This window comes from Rhizobacter terrae (genome assembly GCF_003852895.1).
GTDB lineage: Bacteria > Pseudomonadota > Gammaproteobacteria > Burkholderiales > Burkholderiaceae_C > Albitalea > Albitalea terrae.
Genome location: NZ_QUSW01000002.1, coordinates 71723 through 92591 on the forward strand (window position 1 = coordinate 71723; position 20869 = coordinate 92591).

The following is a 20869-nucleotide window of genomic DNA, read 5'->3' on the forward strand; positions in this document are numbered from 1 at the left end:
TCGATGAGGTTAGCCCAATTCGCTTTTCCGCTCTACTGACACTCCGGTGTCTCAACCTGCAAGGACAGACATGGCTTCGCTCTTCGCCGCCGTCGAAATGGCTCCCCGTGACCCCATCCTGGGCTTGAACGAACAGTTCAATGCGGACACCAACCCGGCGAAAGTGAACCTCGGTGTCGGCGTGTACTACGACGACGACGGCAAACTGCCCCTGCTGAAATGCGTGCAGGCCGCCGAGAAGCAGATGGTCGAGGCCCCGAAGGCCCGCGGCTACCTGCCCATCGACGGCATCGCGGCCTACGACAAGGCGGTGCAAGGCCTCGTATATGGTGCCGACAGCGCCATCCTCAAGGCCGGCCGCGTGGCCACGGTGCAAGCCGTGGGCGGCACCGGCGGCCTGAAGGTGGGGGCCGATTTCCTCAAGCGCGTGAACCCTGCTGCCAAGGTGCTCATCAGCGACCCGAGCTGGGAGAACCACCGCGCGCTGTTCGAGAGCGCCGGCTTCCCGGTCGAGAACTATCCGTACTACGACGCCGCCAAGCGCGGCGTGAACTTCGACGGCATGCTCACCGCGCTGAACGGCGCGGCCCAGGGCACGATCGTCGTGCTGCACGCCTGCTGCCACAACCCGACCGGCTACGACATCACCCCCGCCCAGTGGAAGCAGGTGGTGGACGTGGTCAAGGCCCGCGGCCTCGTGCCCTTCCTGGACATGGCCTACCAGGGCTTCGGCGAAGGCATCGCAGAAGACGGCGCCGTCATCCAGCAGTTCGTCGATGCCGGCCTGGACTTCTTCGTGTCCACCAGCTTCTCCAAGAGCTTCTCGCTGTACGGCGAGCGCGTGGGCGCCCTGAGCGTGGCCTGCGCCTCCAAGGAAGAAGCCGACCGCGTGCTGAGCCAGCTCAAGCGCGTGATCCGCACCAACTACTCCAACCCGCCGACGCACGGCGCACAAGTGGTGGCCACGGTGCTGACCACGCCGGCCCTGCGCCAGATGTGGGAAGACGAGCTGGCCGGCATGCGCGTTCGCATCAAGGAAATGCGCGTGGCCCTGCAGGCCAAGCTGCAGGCCGCTGGCGTCAAGCAGGACATGAGCTTCATCACCCAGCAAAAGGGCATGTTCAGCTACTCGGGCCTGAACAAGGATCAGATGCAGCGCCTGCGCGACGAGTTCGGCATCTACGGCGTCGATTCCGGCCGCATCTGCGTGGCCGCGCTCAACAGCAAGAACATCGACGCGGTGGTCTCGGCCATCGCCAAGGTCTCGTAACCGCGCCGTAACCCACGCACCCGAAAGGCCCGGTGACACCGGGCCTTTTTCACATTCGGGCCTTGCATTTCGAATTCCTGTCGTCAGAGCGACAGGCCAGTGCGTGAACCGCACCTGAAATGGGCTCTTTTCGGGCTTTGCCTAGTGTCTTGGTCGGGCAAGATTGGCCCCAAACTTCTAGAATGCTGCATCGCACCATGACAAGCGGTTACTGCGTATGCTGCGTTCGGGCGCCTGCCTTGATACTCATCCGGGCAAGCGCTTTCGAAGTGGATCGTCACGAAAAGGAACGTCGATGCTGTACCAGTTTTACGAAGCCCAGCGCGCATTGCTGAGCCCCTTCGCGGAGTTCGCCAGCGCCTCATCGAAGCTGTACAACCACCCGCTGTCGCCGTTCACGCACACGCCCATGGCCCACCGCATCTCCGCGGGCCTGGACCTGATGCACCGGCTGTCCAAGGAATACGAGAAACCCGAGTTCGAGATCAACTCGGTGCTGTGCGACGGCATCGACGTCGCCGTGCAGGAGCAGGTGGCCATCGAGAAGCCCTTCTGCCGCCTGCTGCGCTTCAAGCGCTTCACCGACAACATGCCCATGCTGGCCAAGATGAAGGACCAGCCCACGGTGCTCATCGTCGCGCCGTTGTCGGGCCACCACTCCACGCTGCTGCGCGAAACCGTTCGCTCCATGCTGCAGGACCACAAGGTCTACATCACCGACTGGACCGATGCGCGCATGGTGCCCACCGAGGCCGGCCCCTTCCACCTGGACGACTACATCGCCTACGTGCAGGAGTTCATCCGCCACTGCGGCCCGCAGGTGAACGTGATCTCGGTGTGCCAGCCCACCGTGCCCGTGCTCGCAGCCATCTCGCTCATGGCCAGCAACGGCGAGGCCACGCCGCTGACCATGACCATGATGGGCGGCCCCATCGACGCCCGGAAGTCGCCCACCGCGGTGAACAACCTCGCGATGAACAAGAGCTACGAGTGGTTCGAGCACAACGTGATCTACCGCGTGCCCATCAACTACCCGGGCAACGGCCGGCAGGTGTACCCGGGCTTCCTGCAGCACACCGGCTTCGTGGCGATGAACCCCGACCGCCACCTCAGCTCGCACTACGACTACTTCCTCGACCTGGTACGCGGCGACGACGACAGCGCCGAGCAGCATCGCAAGTTCTACGACGAATACAACGCCGTGCTGGACATGCCCGCCGAGTACTACCTGGACACCATCAAGGTGGTGTTCCAAGACTTCGCACTCGTCAACGGCACCTGGGAGGTCAATGGCCAGCTGGTGCGCCCGCAAGACATCGAGACCAGCGCGCTCCTGACCATCGAAGGCGAGCTCGACGACATCTCCGGCGCGGGCCAGACCAAGGCCGCGCACGACCTGTGCACCGGCATCCCGAAGAGTCGGCAATTTCACTACGACGTGGAAGGCGCGGGCCACTACGGCATCTTCTCGGGCCGTCGCTGGCGCGAGATGGTCTATCCCGTCGTTCGTGACTTCATCGCCGGCCATCAAGCCGCAACGCCCGCGAAGAAGAATGCCGCGCCCGTGAAGAAGGCCGCAGCACGCCGCAAAAACGCCGCGTCGGCCTAGTGATAAACGAAACGGAAGCGGGGCGGCTGCTGGCGATAATCCGCCAGTGACCCCCGCCGACGCCAAGCCTCTCCTTCGCGCCATCGACGATGCATTGCCGCAGACGCAATGCACGCGCTGCGGCTTTCCGGATTGCCATGCCTATGCACAGGCCATCGTCGAGGACGATGTGGCGATCAATCGCTGCCCTCCTGGCGGCATGCAAGGTGTCGCACGACTGTCCGAATTGACGGGCCGTCCCGGGCTGCCGCTGGACCCCATCCACGGCGAGGAAGGTCCGCGCCGACTGGCCGTCATCGACGAGGACTGGTGCATCGGCTGCACGCTGTGCATGAAGGCCTGCCCGGTGGACTGCATCGTCGGCGGCCCCAAGTCCATGCACACCGTTGTCGAGCCGCTGTGCACCGGCTGCGAGCTGTGCATCCCCGTGTGCCCGGTCGACTGCATTTCGCTGGAAGACGTGACCAGCCCCCGCACCGGGTGGGATGCATGGAGCGTCGATGCCGCCACGCAGGCCCGCGAGCGTTACGCCTTCCACCAGTTCCGCGTGGAACGCGACGCCCGCGAGCATGACGAGCGTCTCGCCGCCAAGGCCCGTGCGGCGCTGCAAGACCTGCCTGCCCACTCCAAGCTCACCGAACCCGACGAGCTGGACAAGAAGCGCGCCGTGATCGAAGCCGCACTCGCCCGCTCGCGCGAGCGCCGCGGCAGCAAGGACGGCAGCGGCACATGACGCCTCCTGCGCCCTCGCGACGACTCGCACTGGCACTGGCGCTTTGCGTCTCGGCCTGCCTGTCGCAAGCGGCGTTCGCAGCGGATGCCAAGGGCATCGCAGTGGTCTACCCGGACATCGGCGAGCCTTTCCGCAGTGTGTTCCTCAAGATCATCGAAGGCATCGAGGAACAGGCCAAGGGACGGGTCGTGTCCATCCCCGTGGCCGCCACCGTCAACCAGCAGGAACTGGCCGCCGACCTGAAGAAGCAGGACGTGCGCGTGGTGATCGCGCTGGGCCGCAATGGCCTGAAGGCGGCGTCCGGCATCGACCAGGTGGGCGTCGTCGCCGGCGGCGTGTTGTCGGTGCCCGAGGCCGACGCCAAGCGCTTCACCGTGCACAGCCTCGCGCCCGATCCCGCCCTGCTCTTCGGCCAGCTCAAGAGCCTGCTGCCGAACACCAAGCGCATCCTCGTCGTGCACGACTCGCGACAGAACGCCTGGCTGATCCGACGCGCGCGGGAAGCGGCGCACACCCTGGGCTTCGAGATGGTGGTGCAGGACGCGGAGGACATCAAGACCGCCTTCCGCTTCTACCAGGAAGCCTTCGCCACCGCCGACCCCAAGCGCGACGTGATCTGGCTGCCGCAGGACTCCACCACCGTGGACGACGCGACCGTGCTGCCCTTCGTGCTGCAGGAATCGTGGAACCGCGGCGTGGCCGTTTTCTCCAGCAGCGTGGCGCACGTCAAGCGCGGCGCGCTGTTTGCGCTGTACCCCAACAACCGCGAGCTCGGCAAGAGCCTGGCCCAGTCGGCCGCTGCCGCGCTCGGCCCCAACCACCCCAGCCGGGGCATGCTTCCCCTGAAGGAGGTTCTCGTCGCTGCGAACCTGCGCACCGCCAGCCACCTTGGCATCCAGCTCGGCTCCCGCCAGCAGAGCTTCGACCTGATCTTCCCGGAGCCATGATGACGACGTCCATCCGCCGTTGGCTCGGGGCGCTCCTGCGCAACACGACCATCAACCACCAGCTCAGCATGACGGTGACCGCCGGCGTGCTGTGCATTGCGCTCTTCTCGTCCGTGGTGAGTTCATGGCAAGGCAGCCGGCAGATCCGCGAGACCTTGCTGGAGCAAGGCGAGCGCATCGCCGACAGCCTGGCGTCCAACAGCAGCCTGGCGCTGCTGTACGCCTCGGCCGAGAACGCCTCCGAATCGGTCAACGCCACCCTGGCCTTCCCGGACGTGACCGAGGTGTCCATCCATACCGCTGCCGGACGCGCCCTCGTCGCACGCGGCAAGACCGGGCCGGTAAAGGCCGACCCCAAGGTGCCTGGGCACCTGCCCGAAGGCGCGGAACTCGAAGCCGAGACCGATGCCTCCTGGCGCTTCATTGCGCCGGTGCGCACCAAGGCCAGCAACTCGCCCTTCGAGGTGGTGGAACACCAGAACGAGCTGCTGGGCTACGTGCGCGTGGTGCAGAGCAAGGCCACGCTCACGCGCATGATGCGCAACGTGTTCTTCACGAACCTCGCGGTGTCGTTCTCGTTCGCGGCGCTCTTCCTGCTGGCCATCCGGTTGCTGGGCCAGCGCATCGCCAGGCCGCTCACGCAACTGGCGCAGGCCATGGAGCGTGCCGAGCGCGGCGAGGCCAACGTGAAGGCGGACATCACCGGGCCGAAGGACATCGGCGTGATGTCGCACGCCTTCAACCGGATGATCGCCGTGCTGCAGGAGCGCGAGGAGGAACTGCAGCGCCACCGCGACCACCTGGAAGAGCTCGTCAAGGAACGCACCAACGAGCTGAGCGTGGCCAAGGACCGCGCCGAGGTGGCCAACCAGGCCAAGAGCGCCTTCCTGGCGCGCATGAGCCACGAGCTGCGCACGCCGCTGAACGCCATCATGGGCTACGCGCAGATCCTGAAGATGCATGCCGGCCTGAGCGAGCGGCAGATGGTGGGGCTCAACACCATCCAGAACAGTGGCGAGCACCTGCTGATGCTCATCATCGACATCCTCGACCTGTCCAAGATCGAGGCCGGCAAGACCGAGCTGTACCCGACGGCCGTGGAGCCGCGCGCCCTGCTGCGCAGCATCGGCGACATCATTCAGATCAAGGCCGAAGAGAAGCGCCTGAACTTCGTGTTCGACGCGGCCCGCGACCTGCCCAAGTCCGTGGCCGTGGACGAGAAGCGGCTGCGCCAGGTGCTGCTGAACCTGCTGGGCAATGCGGTGAAGTTCACCGACAGCGGCATGGTGCGCCTGGGCGTGCACCGCATGCCCTCGGAGCCCGCGCAGGCACGGCTGCGTTTCGAGGTGCAGGACACCGGCGTGGGCATCCGCGAGGAAGACCTGGAGAGCATCTTCGAGCCCTTCGAGCAGGTGGGCGACTCGCACCGCCGCGCGGGCGGCACCGGCCTGGGCCTGGCCATCAGCCGGCAGCTCACGCGGCTCATGGGCAGCGAGATCCGGGTGGAGAGCAAGCCCGGCGCGGGCAGCCTCTTCTGGTTCGACCTGGTGCTGCCGCTGCTGGATGCCGCGGATGTGGTGTCGTTGCCGGCGCAGCCCGGCATCATCGGCTACGCCGGCCCGCGCCGAGACGTGCTGGTGGCCGACGACGTGCCCGGCAACCGGGCGATGCTGATGGACATGCTGCGTCCGCTGGGCTTCACCCTGCGCGAGGCCAGCGACGGCGCGCAGATGCTGCGCGCCATGGCCGAGCGCAGCGCGGACGTCGTGCTGATGGACATGTCCATGCCGGTGATGGACGGCCTGGAAGCCACGCGCCGCCTGCGCGCCGAGACCCAGTGGCAGCGCGTGCCGGTCATCGCGGTTTCAGCCAACGCATCGGACATCGACCAGGCCGAATGCCTGGCCGCGGGAGCCAGCGGCTTCCTCGCCAAGCCCATCGACCGGCAGCAGTTGCTGGACATCCTCGCGCGCTGCCTGGGCCTGCAGTGGGTCGAGGCTGAACAGCCTGCTGCACCGGCGGCTGCCACGGCCGAACTCGTCGCGCCCCCGCCCAGCGAGCTGGAAGAACTGCACCGCGCCGCGCTCTCGGGGAACATGCGTGCCATCCGCGAGCGGGCCGCGCGCATCGCCAGCGAGGATCCCAGTTACGCCGCCTTCTGCGAACACATCCAGTCGCTCGCGGGATCCTTCCAGTCCAAGGCCGTGCTGAGCCTGGTGAAGGAACACCTGGAGAAGGCACGCACCGGCTGAGCCGCGGCGTGTCGGTGTCGTCCTACAGCCGTATCGGCGCATTCCCACTGTGCCGGCGGCGGCAAGCCGTTGCGATCCGCCGCGCCAGGAACTAGGCTTTGCAGCACGGTCCGCCTGGGACATGCGGACCCGTGCGAAGGAGTCAGTTGCCATGAGCCGAGACCGAACCGAGGGGTCGAGAAAGCACGACCGTGACCAGCGCCGCGACGGCGCCAAGGCTGCTGAAGACCGCGATCGCCGCCCGCACGGCGGCCCCAAGGCCCAGAAGGCGCAAGGCATCCGCGAGAGCGAGGCACGCGATCAGATCCGTGAGCTGAGATCGCGCTACGGGTGACGGTGATGCGTCCGGTGGCCGCGCTCCTCCTGTGCGCGCTGCTGGCGGCCGGACTGCCCGCTTGCGACAAGAAGAAGCCCACGCCGAAGCCGCCCACGCCCACGACGCAGGCCGCGTCGGCGACTTCCACGAGCTGAACGGCGAGACAGGCGCCGCGCGCTGCCACAATCGGCGCGCATGAAGACATCGTCCATCGAGCCGTTTTTCGCCATCCTCAAGGCGGCCAACCCGCAGCCCAACACCGAACTCGAATACACCAACGTGTTCGAGCTGCTGGCGGCCGTGCTGCTGTCGGCCCAGGCCACCGACGTGGGCGTGAACAAGGCCACCCGCCGCCTCTTCGCGGTGGCCAACACGCCGAAGCGCATGCTGGACCTGGGTGTCGAAGGCATCGAGGGCTACATCAAGACCATCGGCCTGTACCGCAACAAGGCGCGCAACCTGCACGAGACCTGCCGCATCCTCATCGCCGAGCATGGGGGCCAGGTGCCGCGCACGCGCGAGGCGCTGGAAGCCCTGCCCGGCGTGGGCCGCAAGACGGCGAACGTGGTGCTGAACGTGGCCTTCGGCGAGGCCACGATGGCGGTGGACACCCACATCTTCCGCGTGAGCAACCGAACTGGCCTGGCGCCCGGCAAGAACCCGCTGGAAGTCGAGATGGGCCTGCTCAAGCGGGTGCCCGCCGGGTACATGGTGGACGCGCACCATTGGCTCATCCTTCACGGCCGCTACGTGTGCATCGCCCGCCGCCCGCTGTGCGAGCAATGTGCGGTCGCACATTTGTGCGATTCCCGGAACTTGTTCACGACCCAGGGCGCGGACATCGCGCAGGCCACCGCCTGACCTGCAAGGGTTTGCAGTGTCGGGCGGCCATCGCGCTGCCCAGAATGAATCCCATGCCCGAACTCATGGCGCTGCAGCGCATCTGCGGTCTGCTTGACCGCGGAGAGATCGACTCTGCCCAATTCCTGGAGCTGTTCACCCGCCGCATGGCGCAAGACATCGGCTGCTCGCGCGCCGGCGTGCGCATGCTCATCGGCGCACACCGCGGTGCGGCCCTGCGGTCGATGGCCATGCACGACAGCGCCACCGACGCCAACGTCCGCGTGCCCGACATGGTGGCGGATGACTCGACGCCCTACTTCGATGACCTGATCCGCAACGGGATCGTGATGGCCACCGACTGCCGCACGCATCCGGCGCTGCGGCCGTTCATGGAGTCGTACATCCAGCCGATGGGCGTGCAGTCCATCCTGGACGTGAGCTTCTCGGTGAACGGCACGCTGTACGGATGCTTCAGCTGCGAGCAGATCGGCGAGCAGCAGGCGTGGATGCCGCATCAGGTGAAGCTGCTGCGCCGCATGGGTTCGCGGGTGAGCCTGGCGCTGATGAACGCGATCACCTCGCACCTGGACACGACCCCCGGCGGGCTGTGGGAGCCCAGCACGCCGAACCGGCTGATGACGATGCCGATGCCGCTGGATGAGGATTTCGGCGGCGGGAAGTGAGTGGCTCCGGCTGCAGCCCTGCGCCTGGCGCGAACCGAACCAGGCCCGTCGACAAACCGCAGGCGATGCTCAGTGGTCCAAGCTTGCGCGCAGCACCCCATGGCACTGCACCAGCGCAGCCTCGAGATTCACCATGACCGGGCTCGAAGGGTCGTAGAGCGCGACGCCCACGGCCTTGCTTCGCTCCAGTGCGGCCAGTGCCGGCTCCGCCTTCTTGTCCTGCAGCAAGGCCTGCCCTTCGGCCAGCGCGGCGCGCGTCTCGTACTGGGCAAGATACCCACGCAAGGGGCTGGATTCGATGAGGTTGCGCGCACGGGCCGCGATCGCTGCCGCCGCCGCGGCGTGGCCTCGTGCGAGTTCGATGCGAGACATCAGGATGGCCACATCCAGGTTGCGTCGCGTGACACTGTTGGCGCCGCCGGCAGGCAGTGGAAGCGCTGCCAGAGCCGTCATGGCATCGTCGGGTCGACCACGCGCGAGGAGCAGTTCAGCGCGCCCCAGCACAGCCGCGTCCAGCATCCCGGACCCGAGTGTGTCGCCGATCTTCTTGCGGATGCCCGCGGCCTCGTCGAGTGCTGCAGCAGCCTCGTCATAACGCCTCAGGTCGGTCATCGCGAAAGCCTGCGACTCCAGCATCAACGCGAGCTGCCTCGTACCAGGCCGATGCGTGCGTCGATTGTCGATCGCGCGAGCAAGAAGGCGGCTGCCTTCTTCGGTCCTGCCGTACTTCACCAGTGCACGGCCGTAGACGGACTGCGCGTAGGGCGTGGTGAAGCTGTCGTTCTCTCCCTTGGTCCGCAAGACAAGATCCAAGGCTTCGCGAATGAGTTGCAGCCCCTCGTGGGGCTTGCCGCTGGTGAACAGGAAGTGCCCCAGGCGCAGCTGGGTCTGCACCGTGTCGACATGTTCCGGCCCGCGCAATGACTGCGAGGCATGCAGCGCAGCGCGGTAGCTCGCCTCCGCGCCCGCGAGGTCCAACAGGTTGTCCTGCGCCTCGCCGAGGTAGGCATAGGCGATCGCCAGGCCACGCCGGGTGCGCCCCTGCAGCGACTGCGCGAGCGACGTCGCTTCCGTCAGCGCCGCAGCGGCCTCGCGATACTCCTTGCGGGCATCGTGCAGGATGCCTCGCATGGTCAGCGCCTGCGCGAGGTCGTAGGAGTCCGGGTAGGCCCGCAGTATCTGCACCGACCGGCCCGCGGCTTCGGACGCACGCGCCAGGTCACCGCTTTGCAGGTGCTGCGCGAGCGTCCAGTAGAACTGGCCTCGCGCACGCGAGTTGGCATCGCCGTTGGCGGTGAAGATCCGATCCGCCTCCGCCAGGGCGGCTTCGACTTCCTTGCTGTCGAAGGACGATCCATACAGGTTGCCGGCCAGTTCCGTGAGCGCTTCGGCCAGCCGAACATCCGAGCTGCCGAACTCTTCACGCGCCAGGCGAACACGAGCCTTGGCCAACGCGCTCGCCTCATCTCTCAGGCTGAGTTCGTCGTACATCTCCGCCAAGGTGGCCAGCACGCGCAGCTTCGCCCGCGGCGCATCCCGAAGTTCGGATTCGACCCGCCGGCTGCCCAGGTCGAGCAGCTCACGGGCTGTGGTTTCGCGTGCCTTCAGCGGATCGGGGTGTTCGATGGAGTTGGTGCGGAACACGTCGACCATGAAGGATTCGACCGAGCTGGCCGTGCGTGCCTCGATCTGCGCGACGCGTGCCTCCCACAGCGCGGTGCCCAGCCCCGCGGCCAGGGCGCACACCACCGACACGGCCGACGCGACGGCCAGCTTGTTGCGGCCCACGAACTTGCGGGCGCGGTACCACCTGCCGTCCGGATGCGCCAGCACGGGCTGTGCGTTCAGGTAGCGATCGAGGTCGTCGGCCAATGCGTTGACGGTCGCGTAGCGGGCCCGCGGATCCTTCTGGATGGCCTTGAGCACGACCGTGTCCAGGTCACCGCGCAGCGCGGCCTGCAGCTTGCCGGCGGTCATGCCTCGCAGGGCCGCTGGTTCCTCACTGCGCACGCACTGGCTCGGTCGCGGAGCCTCGATCGTGCGGAGGGCTTCTTCCAGATCGGTCCGCAAGGCGCAGGACAGGCGGTAGGGCCGGCTGCCTGTGAGCAATTCGAACAGCACCACGCCGAGCGAATAGACATCCGACGCCGTGGTGACGGCACGCCCGGCGAGCTGTTCGGGCGACGCGTAGTCCGGCGTCAGCGCGTGGCCGGTGTCCATGGTCAGCTCGGTGGACTCGGCATCGCCGTCCACGATCAGCTTGGCAATGCCGAAGTCGAGCAGGCGCACCTGTCCGTGCTCGTCCACGAGGATGTTGGAGGGCTTGATGTCCCGGTGGATCACGAGGTGCGCGTGCGCGTATTCCACGGCATCGAGGACTTGGCGGAACAGTTCGATGCGCGCACGCAGGCCGAGGGTCGCGGCGTCACAGTGCCGGATCAGCGTGTGGCCTTGCACATGCTCGAGGGCAATGAAGGGCTGCCCGTCCGGCGTGATGCCGGCGTCGTACAGCCGCGCGATGTGGGGATGCGCCAGCGAGGCCAGGATGTCGCGCTCGCGCGCAAGCCGCTCGGCGAAACCCCGCCCCGCCACGGCGGGATGCGGCAGCTTGAGCGCCACGGTCCGCGCCGGCAAGTTGTCGCATCGCTGAGCCAGCCACACCACACTCATGCCGCCCCGGCCAAGCTCGCGCAGGAGCCTGTACGGTCCGACGGTGCGTGCGTTCGCGTCGCGCTGGTCGAGCTCTCCGTCAGGCGCCAGGCTCACCTTGGGCAGGGTATTCAGGAAATTCTGTGTCTCGACGCGGGCGTGGTCTTCGAGCAGTTGCGCGATGGCATCGCGATGGCCTTGCGCGTCTTGCGGCAAGGCACGCAACCAATCGCCGCGATGCTCGGGCGGCAGCTCGAGCGCCTCGTCGAGAAGGGGCGAGATGACGGCCCAGTCGCGGGCGGAGAAGCTGAGCATCGTGGACTCCCTGGCCTCGGACGGATGGGTCTTGGCTGGCGTCTACCAGGTGCTACTTGAGCGCCGAGAACAGCAGCGTCCTCGCCTTGTCCCAGTCGCGGCGAACGGTGCGTTCATTCACGCCCAGCACCCCTGCGATTTCTTCTTCCGTGAGCCCGGCGAAGTAGCGCATCTCGACGACGTGGGCCAGGCGTGCATCGAGCGCGGACAGGTCGTCGAGTGCCTCGTGCACACGGATGATCTGGTCCTCGTCGCCGCCGGCCATGTCGGCGACTTCGGCATCGAGCTCGACGTGCTCGGCAGCACCGCCACGGCGGTCGCTGCGGCGCTTGCGCACCTCATCGACGATGACCGAACGCATCACGCTCGATGCATAGCCGAAGAATCGAGCACGATCAGCGAAGTCGAGCTCCCGCGCATTGAGGAACCGCATGTAGGCCTCGTGCACGAGCGAGGTCGTGTCCAGCAGCGTGATCGTCTCGCTCAGCTTCAGCCGCGCCCGCGCCAACCGGCGCAGGTCGTCATAGAGCAAGGTGTAGAGCGCGCCGCGGGCCGTCGTGTCGCCAGCGTTCACGCGTTCGAGCAAGGAGGTGATGTCGCCCATCGGCGAAATGCTCCCGTCAATCCGCGGTGAAAGCAAGCGCGCCGGCCCCGCCGGACCCCGCGCCCCCCTAACTTTGGGTTCGTCTTTCTTGAGCGGCACATGTCCGGATTTCACGCCGCAGCACGGTTTCTCCTTCGACAGTCCACGTCACCAGGAGCACCACACCATGTCAGACATCAAGAACCGGCCTTTCACCCACGTCACCCTTCCAGGCGACGTTCCCATCGTCCCCGGCATCCAGGGCGAGGTCTGGGTCGACATCACCAGCATCGGCCCTGCGGTGCAAGGCCATCGCGTCGATCCCTTGACCGGCGAAGACACGCGAGGCCACCTGGTCGGGCAGAGTCCCGGCTGGACGGCCGCCGGCCTGGTCGGCGTCTACGGCTACAGCAACCGCGCGGTCGGCATCCTGGGCATCTCCGACGCCATGGACGGCATCCAGGGGCGCAGCGGCAGTCCCCAGCACTGCGGGGTGGCGGCCGTCAACGATGTGGGCATTGCCCTGTACGGCCGAGGCAACCCGGCCGGCCGGTTCGACGGCAACCTCGTGGTCAATGGATCGGCCACGGTCAATGGCAACCTGACGATCGGCAACGGAGGCGACGTGATGCTGGCCGACTGTGCCGAGGAGTTCGAATACCGGGGCATGGCCGAGACGGCCGTGCCGGGCAATGTGATGGTGCTTGATGAGTCAGGCGTCATTCAGCCTTGCAGCAAGGCCTACGATGGCCGCGCCGTCGGCGTGGTCTCGGGCGCCGGCCCCTTCCGCCCCGCCATCGTGCTGGACCGCGTGGACGGCGCGACCAACCGTGCCCCCATCGCCTTGATGGGCAAGGTGTGCTGCAACGTGGATGCGAGCTATGCGCCGATCCAGGTCGGCGACATGCTCACCACCTCGCCGACCTCGGGACATGCGATGAAGGCCACCGACCCTCAGGCCGCATTCGGCGCCGTGATCGGCAAGGCGATCGAGTCGCTCAACGAAGGACGCGGACAGATCCGCGTCCTCGTCATGCAGAAGTAGGCCGGCGATGAGCAGCTTCAGCCTGCGCCAGACACTGGCGCGCCGACTCGAACCGCCAGGCTGGACGCCGAAGGACGGCATCGCCGTGCTCTGCGGTCCACGCCCTGCCAACATCCGCGTGCTCGACAACTTGCCGCCCCGAACCTTCATCTTCAAGTCGGGCCCGATCACGGCCGGCGGCGTGTCCGGGGACTGCCAGCTCGCGATCAACAGCAACGGGGACTGGCTGTTCACCGGCAGCGTGCACGAAGACGACATCGTCGGCGACAGCTACGCCATCTGCATGGCCGTCCTCGACCTGAAGGATGCCGCGGGCGCCACGCTGGTCACGGGCAACAGCGGCAAGGTCCACGGCAAGCTCGGGGTGGGGCCGAAGTCCGACACCTGGAAGATCGCCGGGTTCGACCTGCGCATCAAGGACCAGTGGGAAACAGCCATCGGCAGCCGCACATCGACCACCTTGAAGGCCAGCACGCTGCCGGTGGATGTGATCGATCTGGCGCTGACGGGCCTGGCACTCGGTGCGGTCATCCTGTTCGGAGGATCGAACCGCGGCTCCGACGCCTGTCATGTGGAGTTCGACAACGAGGGACGATCCAATCTCGTGTGCGATGTCAGCTCCAGGGCTCCCCTCACCGGCTCCACCATGGCGGCCGCTTCGACATGACTCAGGTGCTGACGCTCAGCCAATGCGCGCAGCGCGTCGGCATCACCGGATCCACGAGTGCCCTGGCGATCGCCGAGGTGCTCGGCATGTGGCCGACGTTCACGCTGAAGCAGCTTTCGGCCGCGATCCTCTCCGGCATGGCCCCCCGGCCCTTCTACATCATCGGCCACAACACCAACAGCCTCGACGAGGTGCGGCAGGCACTGGCCGCGGGTGCCAATGCGGTGGAGATCGACGTGAACGTCTACGAGAGCCGCCCCGACCAGCTGTGCGTGAGCGAAACAGGCACACTGGACACCGACAAGGGTGGCGACGACGACGCACCGGCCTTGCCGGATTTCCTTGCGCAGCTCCACGGCATTGCCCAGTTGAACCCGCAGAACCTCGCGCTCGTGATCTTCGATTGCAAGCCCAAGGTGGCCACGCCCGAGCACGGCCGCACGCTGCTGGACCTTGCCCGCCGGCTGCTGACCTTCGACAGCACCTTGAGCATCATCATTTCCGTGGCGAGCCTGGATGAGCGGTCGATCTTCGACCAGATCAGAAGCGATCTGGGTCCACGGGAAGGCCTCATGGTCGACGAGGAGAACGACCCGGAGGCCATCATCAGCCTGTTCTCCGACGTGGCCAATGCGTGCTATGGCAACGGCGTGGCACCGACGTTCCAGTCACCGACCCTGAGTCCGCATGTTCGGCCATCGCTGGAGCGTGCCAGCGCGTTCCGGACAGCTGCCGGCAAGCTCAAGTTCGTCTACGCCTGGACGGTGGGCGATGAAGACGCCCTGCGCGAATACCTGCGCATCGGCGTGAACGGCATCATCCCCGGCAAGTCCCCGAGCCGCTTCGACGCGGACATGACCGCCACGCTTCGGCGGGTGATCACTGAAGAGGAATTCCGCCCGAAGATCCGCCTGGCGTTGCGCCGGGACAATCCGTTCGGCCGTCCGGACACTGCGTATGCGCTGCAGGTCCACACGGGAACGGTCCACAACGCCGGAACGGATGCGAACCTGCTGTTCACGCTGACAGGCCCCAACGGTTCCGTGAGCAAGGCTTTCGATGCTTCGCTCATCGGCTCACTGCTCGGCAAGACCCCCGGCCGGATGGAGAACAACGCCTGGGACTACGTCTTCATGGAGAGCCTCGACCTCGGCCCCCTGCAATCGATCACCGTGCGCCGGGATGACAAGGGCAACGCGCCCGACTGGTACCTGGACCGCGTGACAGTGGCGAGCGAACGCTACGGAGAGCGACGGGAGGCGACCTTTGGCTGCTGGGTGGGCGAAGGCGGCGTCACGAGGCCGCTGGTGTGACGGCGCTCGCGCCGCACCTCATCCAGCATCGCGCAAAAAGCCTTCGCCCCTTCGATGGCTCGCGGTCCCTGGCGGGTCACCAGGTCGCCTGAGACGGTGAACATCCATCCCCGCTGGACAGCGCTGAGCTTGGAGAAGTCGCGCCAGAGGCGGAACGCTTCGCCATCCGGCGTGCGTTGCCAGGCGGTGGCACCGTTGTCGAACTCGCGCGCCGTGAAGAACACCTCCGGGTTCGCCGCGACGACCGACTCCACCGAGATCTGCGGGGCGAGCGCCTGCAGCGAAGCGAACACGTTGCGCCCACCGCAGATCGCCATCAGGTCGCTGGTGAGATGCTGCCCGTTGAGCGTCATCAACGGCTGGCTCCAGACCTGGAAGAAGACCGACACCGGCGCGGCGTTGGCGTAGCGCAGGCGCAAGTCGGCGAAGGCCTGGCGGTAGGCGGCCGCGCGTTCGGCGCCCTGCTTCGCGTGGCCGAGCAAGGCGCCGATGCGCGTGAGTGAATCGGCCACGTCGTCAACGCGGCGTGGTTCGATGTAGAACAGCTTTACGCCGGCTGCTTCAAGCTGGCCGAGCTCGCGGCCCTGGTTGCCGTGGTGCCAGACCAGCACCACGTCCGGCTTGAGCGCGAGGATGCGCTCCACGTCCAGCCGCTGGTAGTTGCCGATGCGCTCGACGCGCCTGGCTTCCTCCGGGTAGTTGCTCGTGTCCATGGTGCCCACGAGCGTGGCCCCGGCACCCACCGCGTAGACGAACTCGGTGAGGTTGGGCGCGAGGGTGATGACGCGCTGCGGTGGCGTCTTGAATTCGACGCTTCGCTTGGCATCGTCCACATGCACCGCGGCTTGCGCAATGCCGGCTGCCAGGCCGAGAAGGCAAAGAAGGCGTTTCATGGTTCCACCCAGAAGCGGGTCTGCCCGCAGACTTCCACACGTTCGATGGACACGCCGAAGGCCTGCGACAGCAGGCGTGGCGACATCACCTCCTCGCGTGCGCCGGCCAGCGCCTGGCCGCGGCCGTCCAGCAGCACGGCGTGCGTGGCGAGGTCCCAGGCAAGGTTGATGTCATGCAGGCTGGCGACCACCGCCTGCCCCGCCTCGCTGCGCCTGATGAGCGCCCGCAGGAGCAGCCGCTGGTGCGCAAGGTCGAGGTGCGACACCGGTTCGTCCAGCAGCAGGAGCTTCGCGCCTTGCAAGAAGGTGGTGGCCACGGCCACGCGCTGGCGCTCGCCGCCGGAGAGCTGGCGCACGTCGGTCTTCGCGAAGGCAGCGAGGTCGAGTTCGGCCAGCACCTGGGCGACGGCTGCATCGTCGTCATCCGGCGCAGCCCACCAGGCGCCGCGCCGCATCGCCATGGCTGCCGTTTCGGCCACGGTGGAGGGAAATGGGTCGGACCAGAACTGCGGGCACCAGGCGCGCCAGTCTGCCAGGTCCTGGGCGCGCCAGTGCGGCAGCGGACGGTCCTGCAGGCGCACCTCGCCGGCATTCAGTGGAAAGACGCCCGCCATCGCCGAGAGCAGCGATGACTTGCCGGCGCCGTTGGGGCCGAGCACCACCCATCGCTCGCCGGCATTCACGGCAAGGTCGAGCGGATGGAAAAGCACGCGGCCCGCAGCCGTGCCGCCAGCCCTCAGGCTCACGCCGCGCAGGTCCATGCGAAGCGGGACATTCATCGCCGCCCTCCACGCGGGCCATGCAGCAGCAAGGCCAGGAACAAGGGAACACCCACGGCCGAGCAGATCACGCCGACAGGCAATTGAATCGGCGCGACGATGGTGCGCGCCAGCGTGTCGGCCAGGACCACGAAGCTTCCACCGGCCAAGGCGCTGGCCGGCAGCAGCCACGGCGCGCTGCGCACGCCGAGGAGGCGCAAGGCGTGCGGTGCGACGAGTCCGACAAAGCCGATGGCGCCGCCCGTGGCCACGGCCGTGCCGGTGGCCAGCGCCGAGGCCAGCAAGGCCTGCCGCCGACGGCGCGCCACCGGCACGCCCAGCGTGGCGGCCCAGGCATCGCCACGCGCGAGCCAGTCGAGCTGGTGCGCCCAGGGCCAGCACAGCGCGAGCGCCAGCACGAGTCCGGTCCACACCGCGGACCAGTGCGTCGCGCCGTTCAGATCGCCCAGCAGCCAGAACACCATGCCGCGCAATTGCGCCTCCGGCGCGAAGGTCAGCAGCACGGTGATGAGCGCAGAGCCTGCCGAGCCGATCATCACGCCGATGAGCAGCAGCGACACGGGTGCGTCCGATGCCGCCTGGCGGGACAGCACGCGCCACGATAGGCCCAGCAGCAAGGCCGTCGCGCCGAAGGCCCCGGCGGCAGCGCCTGCCGCAATGCCCCATTCGGCCCACCAGCCCACGCCGGCACCGAACAGCATCGCCGACAAGGCGCCAACGGAAGCGCCGCTGGACACACCCAACACGTACGGATCGGCCAACGCATTGCGCGTCAGCAGTTGCATCAAGGCGCCCGACAACGCCAGCGCCGCACCAGCACCAAAGCCCGCCATGACGCGCGGCGCCCTGATCTGCCAGACGATGTCGGGCACGGCCCAGCCGAAGCCTGACGATCCAGCCGCCAGTCCTCCCAGCATCGATGCCGCCGCAAGCAGCACCAGCACGAGGAGGACGCGGCCGGGCTTCATGGAACGCCGTCAGCCCCCGAAGCCGTCGAAGCGCACGCCGATCCAGACCTGGCGGCCCAAGGCCTGGTAGTCGCGGGCCGGTTCGTACTGGCGGTTGGTGGCGTTGAGCAGCTTGGCTTCGAACTGCCAGTGCGTGTCCAGCTTGTAGCGGGCCTGCAGGTCGAGCACCTGGTAGGCGTCGAGGTCGCGTCCGCCCTCGGGCCGGCCGCCCACGTCCAGCAGCGTCGCGCCCAGCGACAGCGGGCCGCTGTTCCAGTCAACACCGAAGCTTTCCTGGTGCGCGGCGCGGCGGATGAGGCGCGTGCCGGTGGTGGCTTCCTTCGCGTCGAGGAAGTCGACGGTGGCATGCAGTGCGAAGGCGCCGATCTTGTGCGATGCGTTGATGGTCGCGCCGCGCAGCTTGGCCTTGTCGATGTTGGCTGCGCACCCGAAGGTGTAGCCCGTCGGGCACTTGGCCGGGTCAGGCTCATAGCCGATCAGATCGCGCATGTGGTTCTCGTAGATCGTGATGCCGGCCGAGGTGTCACCATCCGTCCAGTTCGCACCGACCTCGATGCTGCGCGAACGTTCCGGACGGATGGTGCTGACGCCATAGCCCGGATAGTAGAGCTCGTTGAAGGACGGAGCCCGGAAGGCCGTGCCGGCCACGGCGCGCACTGATAGCGAGGGCGTGAGGTCATAGCCCCAGCCGATCTTGCCCGTGTCGACGTTGCCTGAGGCCGAGTTGTGGTCATGGCGCAGGTCGGCCTGCAGCTTGTGGCCATCGAGCTTGCCGGTGTAGCCGAACACCAGCGCATTGTTGTGGCGCTTGGAGACACCGGCCAACGCAGCGGCCGTGACCTTCTCTTCCAGGTTTTCGATAGCGCCCAGCAACTGGTGGCCGGCAATGGGCGTCCAGGCCGCCTGTGCGGTGACTTGCTGCCGGTCGGTGTCGTAGCGTGACATCGTGGTACCGCCGCTTTCCAGCGAATCGCGCTGCGTCGCGATCTGCAGCGAGGTGACCCATTGCGGCGACCAGGCGCCGCGGTAGTCGGCCGAGACCACGCGTGTGTTGAAGCGGTTGCGGAAGTCCGGCGAGGGGTCGGCCGCGAAGGTGGGCGGGTTGTACTCGGCGCTGTCGAACTGCGAGTTCAGGCGGTTGTCAAGCACGCTCAGGCCGACGCGGTGCCCAGGCGCGACGGTGAAGCCACCGCGCAGCGAAGCGCCCGTGCGCTTGTAGCCGTCGGCGTCCGGGTTGTAGCGGCCGAACACGTCGGTGGGCAGCACCGCGGACACGCCGTCGCTGCCTTCATGGCTTAGGCTGGCGGCGAAGTCGAAGGCGCCGACCGTGCCGTCGAGCGCAGCATCCACCTCATGCGACCCGTAGCCGCCCACGGCCGCATGCGCCGTGAACGAGGGCGCGCCCTGGCCACGCTTGGTGATGATCTGCACCACACCGCCCATCGCATCCGAGCCGTAGAGGCTGGAGCCTGGTCCACGAAGGATTTCGATCCGGTCGATCTGCGCCAGGCTCAGGCTGGACAGATCGGTCTGGCCCAGCGTGGCCGAGCCCACGCGCACGCCATCGATCAGCACCACCGTGCCGCTGGCCGAATTGCCGCGCAGCAGCAGCGATGCGCTTTGCCCCGGGCCGCCGGTGCGCGAAAGCTGGACGCCGCCTTGCCGGCGCAGCAGGTCTTCGACGGAGTCCGCGCTGGAATTGCGGATCTGCTCGGCGTCGATCACCGAGATGTCGCCCACCAGGCGCGACAGCGGCATGGGTTCACGCGATCCGGTGATGACCACGGGGCCCAGGTTGGTGGTTTGTGCGTGGGCTTGCAGCGCGAAGCCTTGCGCGCAGATGACAGCGATGGCGAGGCCAAGCGGCCGCGCGATGCAGACAGAGTTTTTCATGGAGAGAAGTGCCGACTCGAACGCCCTGGCCAGCTTCCCCGCCGGCATGGGCCCAATTGGCGTGCCGGCCCAAGACCGATCACACCGCCTGTTGGCCGGTATCCGGGCTGGCGGACCGACCCTCGCGACCTTCCCGAAAACTGTTCGTCCTCAGTGGTGTGCGAGCGAGAGCTGAAGCGCAGCAAAGGCTTCGTCCGCCGTACCGTTGCGGGGGCAGCGCAGTTTCAAGGCGCCAAGGCCTTGCCTGCTTCCCGTTTAACTGTGCCGGAATGAACACCCGGCACGGGCACCAACGGGGCGGATTGTAAGCACCACCTACAATGAGAACCTTTCCCCGGTACAGGGCACGATGGCCATGTCCAAGATCGATGAACTCGCCGAGCGGGTCGAGAGATTGCTGCTGCGGCACGAGGAGGTGGTGCGCACCAACGCGCTGCTGGAGCAGCAGCTCGCACAAGTCACCACCGAACGTGACAGCCTGAAGTCGCGGCTGAACGCCGCTCGCGGGCGAATCGACGCGCTGCTCGAACGCCTGCCCGCCGACAAGTCCGAGGCCACCACCGACAGCGGAGACGCCGCCCGATGAAGCAGATGGAAGTCACCATCATGGGCCAGAGCTACATCCTCGGCTGCCCCGAAGGCGGCGAGCAGTCGCTGCTGGAGGCCGTGGGCAACGTGGACCGCGAGATGAGTGCGATACGCGATGCCGGCAAGGTGAAGGCGCGCGAACGCATCGCCGTGCTGGCGGCGCTGAACCTGGCGTATGCCCTGGCAGAACGCCCTCTTCCTGCACCGGCCGCACCTGCTTCGAGCAAGCGCGAAGCCTCTGCCGACGGCGCTAGCACGGACATCGACGCCTTGATCAAGCGCATCGATCAAACCCTGGGCGCCGATGGTCAATTGCTGTGATGCGCGCGCGGGCGGGGCGTAAAATCCATCTGGTCCGCCGCCCTCGCGTGAGTTTTTAATTTCCTTGAACCAATGCTCATTGAGCTCGGGCTAAGGAACAAACCCGGTGGGCGTGATCGTCTCGCGTCAGATGAACCCGAAGCCCGGTTGACCTGGCCCACCTGAACCCCCGGTTCAGGAATGCGGCTCACGGTTCGCGGTG

Annotated in this window: 20 protein-coding genes and 1 riboswitch; of the genes, 14 read left to right on the forward strand and 6 right to left on the reverse strand. The window is 67.2% G+C overall.

Annotated features, from left to right (window positions below; translation table 11 throughout):
• The first annotated feature begins 70 nt into the window (after positions 1-70).
• The 9 genes from DZC73_RS07395 (at position 71) to DZC73_RS07430 (ending at position 8653) form a co-directional block, all read left to right on the forward strand.
• A complete protein-coding gene (locus DZC73_RS07395; RefSeq protein WP_124539605.1) occupies positions 71-1270 on the forward strand; it encodes an amino acid aminotransferase in 1200 nt (399 codons plus the stop codon).
• Positions 1271-1565: 295 nt separating this feature from the next.
• The gene (locus DZC73_RS07400) at positions 1566-2879 is read left to right on the forward strand and encodes a polyhydroxyalkanoate depolymerase (protein ID WP_124539606.1); all 1314 of its coding nucleotides are present in this window, start codon (positions 1566-1568) and stop codon (positions 2877-2879) included.
• 46 nt (positions 2880-2925) lie between these two features.
• Positions 2926-3612: an electron transport complex subunit RsxB gene (rsxB, locus tag DZC73_RS07405; RefSeq protein ID WP_124539607.1), complete on the forward strand. Its 687-nt coding sequence runs from the start codon at positions 2926-2928 to the stop codon at positions 3610-3612.
• On the forward strand, positions 3609-4559 hold the full coding sequence (locus tag DZC73_RS07410) for an ABC transporter substrate binding protein (protein WP_124539608.1): 951 nt from the start codon (positions 3609-3611) through the stop codon (positions 4557-4559). The genes rsxB and DZC73_RS07410 overlap by 4 nt, the downstream gene beginning before the upstream one ends.
• Positions 4559-6811 (forward strand): ATP-binding protein, encoded by a 2253-nt coding sequence (locus DZC73_RS07415; protein WP_161974491.1) that lies wholly within the window; start codon positions 4559-4561, stop codon positions 6809-6811. The genes DZC73_RS07410 and DZC73_RS07415 overlap by 1 nt, the downstream gene beginning before the upstream one ends.
• A gap of 151 nt (positions 6812-6962) precedes the next feature.
• The gene (locus DZC73_RS07420; RefSeq protein WP_124539610.1) at positions 6963-7145 is read left to right on the forward strand and encodes a hypothetical protein; all 183 of its coding nucleotides are present in this window, start codon (positions 6963-6965) and stop codon (positions 7143-7145) included.
• 14 nt (positions 7146-7159) lie between these two features.
• A complete protein-coding gene (locus tag DZC73_RS30430) occupies positions 7160-7282 on the forward strand; it encodes a hypothetical protein (protein WP_268879037.1) in 123 nt (40 codons plus the stop codon).
• A gap of 40 nt (positions 7283-7322) precedes the next feature.
• Entirely contained in the window at positions 7323-7988 is a 666-nt protein-coding gene (gene nth, locus DZC73_RS07425; protein WP_124539611.1) for an endonuclease III, read from the forward strand.
• Between the two features lie 53 nt (positions 7989-8041).
• On the forward strand, positions 8042-8653 hold the full coding sequence (locus DZC73_RS07430) for a GAF domain-containing protein (RefSeq protein WP_161974492.1): 612 nt from the start codon (positions 8042-8044) through the stop codon (positions 8651-8653).
• A gap of 69 nt (positions 8654-8722) precedes the next feature.
• Here the strand turns inward: DZC73_RS07430 and DZC73_RS07435 are convergent, their stop codons facing one another.
• Both DZC73_RS07435 and DZC73_RS07440 read right to left on the reverse strand, forming a co-directional pair.
• On the reverse strand, positions 8723-11617 hold the full coding sequence (locus DZC73_RS07435) for a serine/threonine-protein kinase (RefSeq protein ID WP_124539613.1): 2895 nt from the start codon (positions 11615-11617) through the stop codon (positions 8723-8725).
• 52 nt (positions 11618-11669) lie between these two features.
• Positions 11670-12221, reverse strand: a complete 552-nt coding sequence (locus DZC73_RS07440) for an ECF-type sigma factor (RefSeq protein WP_124539614.1) — start codon at positions 12219-12221, stop codon at positions 11670-11672.
• 166 nt (positions 12222-12387) lie between these two features.
• Between DZC73_RS07440 and DZC73_RS07445 the strand changes: the two genes are divergently transcribed.
• The 3 genes from DZC73_RS07445 to DZC73_RS07455 are packed head-to-tail and all read left to right on the forward strand — an operon-like array spanning position 12388 to position 15225.
• The gene (locus DZC73_RS07445) at positions 12388-13245 is read left to right on the forward strand and encodes a hypothetical protein (protein ID WP_124539615.1); all 858 of its coding nucleotides are present in this window, start codon (positions 12388-12390) and stop codon (positions 13243-13245) included.
• A gap of 7 nt (positions 13246-13252) precedes the next feature.
• The gene (locus DZC73_RS07450; RefSeq protein WP_124539616.1) at positions 13253-13912 is read left to right on the forward strand and encodes a hypothetical protein; all 660 of its coding nucleotides are present in this window, start codon (positions 13253-13255) and stop codon (positions 13910-13912) included.
• Positions 13909-15225 carry a PLAT/LH2 domain-containing protein gene (locus DZC73_RS07455; RefSeq protein ID WP_124539617.1) on the forward strand — a complete coding sequence of 439 codons (1317 nt, stop codon included), beginning with the start codon at positions 13909-13911 and terminating at the stop codon, positions 15223-15225. The genes DZC73_RS07450 and DZC73_RS07455 overlap by 4 nt, the downstream gene beginning before the upstream one ends.
• On the opposite strand, the gene DZC73_RS07460 is transcribed toward DZC73_RS07455, so the two are convergent.
• From DZC73_RS07460 to DZC73_RS07475, 4 genes are read right to left on the reverse strand one after another with little or no spacing between them, the layout of a single operon-like run.
• Positions 15153-16118 (reverse strand): cobalamin-binding protein, encoded by a 966-nt coding sequence (locus DZC73_RS07460; RefSeq protein WP_124539618.1) that lies wholly within the window; start codon positions 16116-16118, stop codon positions 15153-15155. The two genes, DZC73_RS07455 and DZC73_RS07460, sit on opposite strands and share 73 nt — an antisense overlap.
• Entirely contained in the window at positions 16115-16897 is a 783-nt protein-coding gene (locus DZC73_RS07465; protein WP_124539619.1) for an ABC transporter ATP-binding protein, read from the reverse strand. Before DZC73_RS07465 ends, DZC73_RS07460 begins: the two co-directional genes overlap by 4 nt.
• On the reverse strand, positions 16894-17865 hold the full coding sequence (locus DZC73_RS07470) for a FecCD family ABC transporter permease (RefSeq protein ID WP_124539620.1): 972 nt from the start codon (positions 17863-17865) through the stop codon (positions 16894-16896). Before DZC73_RS07470 ends, DZC73_RS07465 begins: the two co-directional genes overlap by 4 nt.
• A gap of 9 nt (positions 17866-17874) precedes the next feature.
• On the reverse strand, positions 17875-19758 hold the full coding sequence (locus DZC73_RS07475) for a TonB-dependent receptor domain-containing protein (protein WP_161974493.1): 1884 nt from the start codon (positions 19756-19758) through the stop codon (positions 17875-17877).
• A 76-nt stretch (positions 19759-19834) separates the two neighbouring features.
• Positions 19835-20067: riboswitch (cobalamin riboswitch) on the reverse strand.
• 46 nt (positions 20068-20113) lie between these two features.
• Here DZC73_RS07475 and DZC73_RS07480 point away from each other — a divergent pair.
• A complete protein-coding gene (locus tag DZC73_RS07480) occupies positions 20114-20344 on the forward strand; it encodes a DUF904 domain-containing protein (RefSeq protein WP_407924091.1) in 231 nt (76 codons plus the stop codon).
• Entirely contained in the window at positions 20341-20667 is a 327-nt protein-coding gene (locus tag DZC73_RS07485) for a cell division protein ZapA (protein ID WP_124539623.1), read from the forward strand. Before DZC73_RS07480 ends, DZC73_RS07485 begins: the two co-directional genes overlap by 4 nt.
• Positions 20668-20869: the final 202 nt, after the last annotated feature.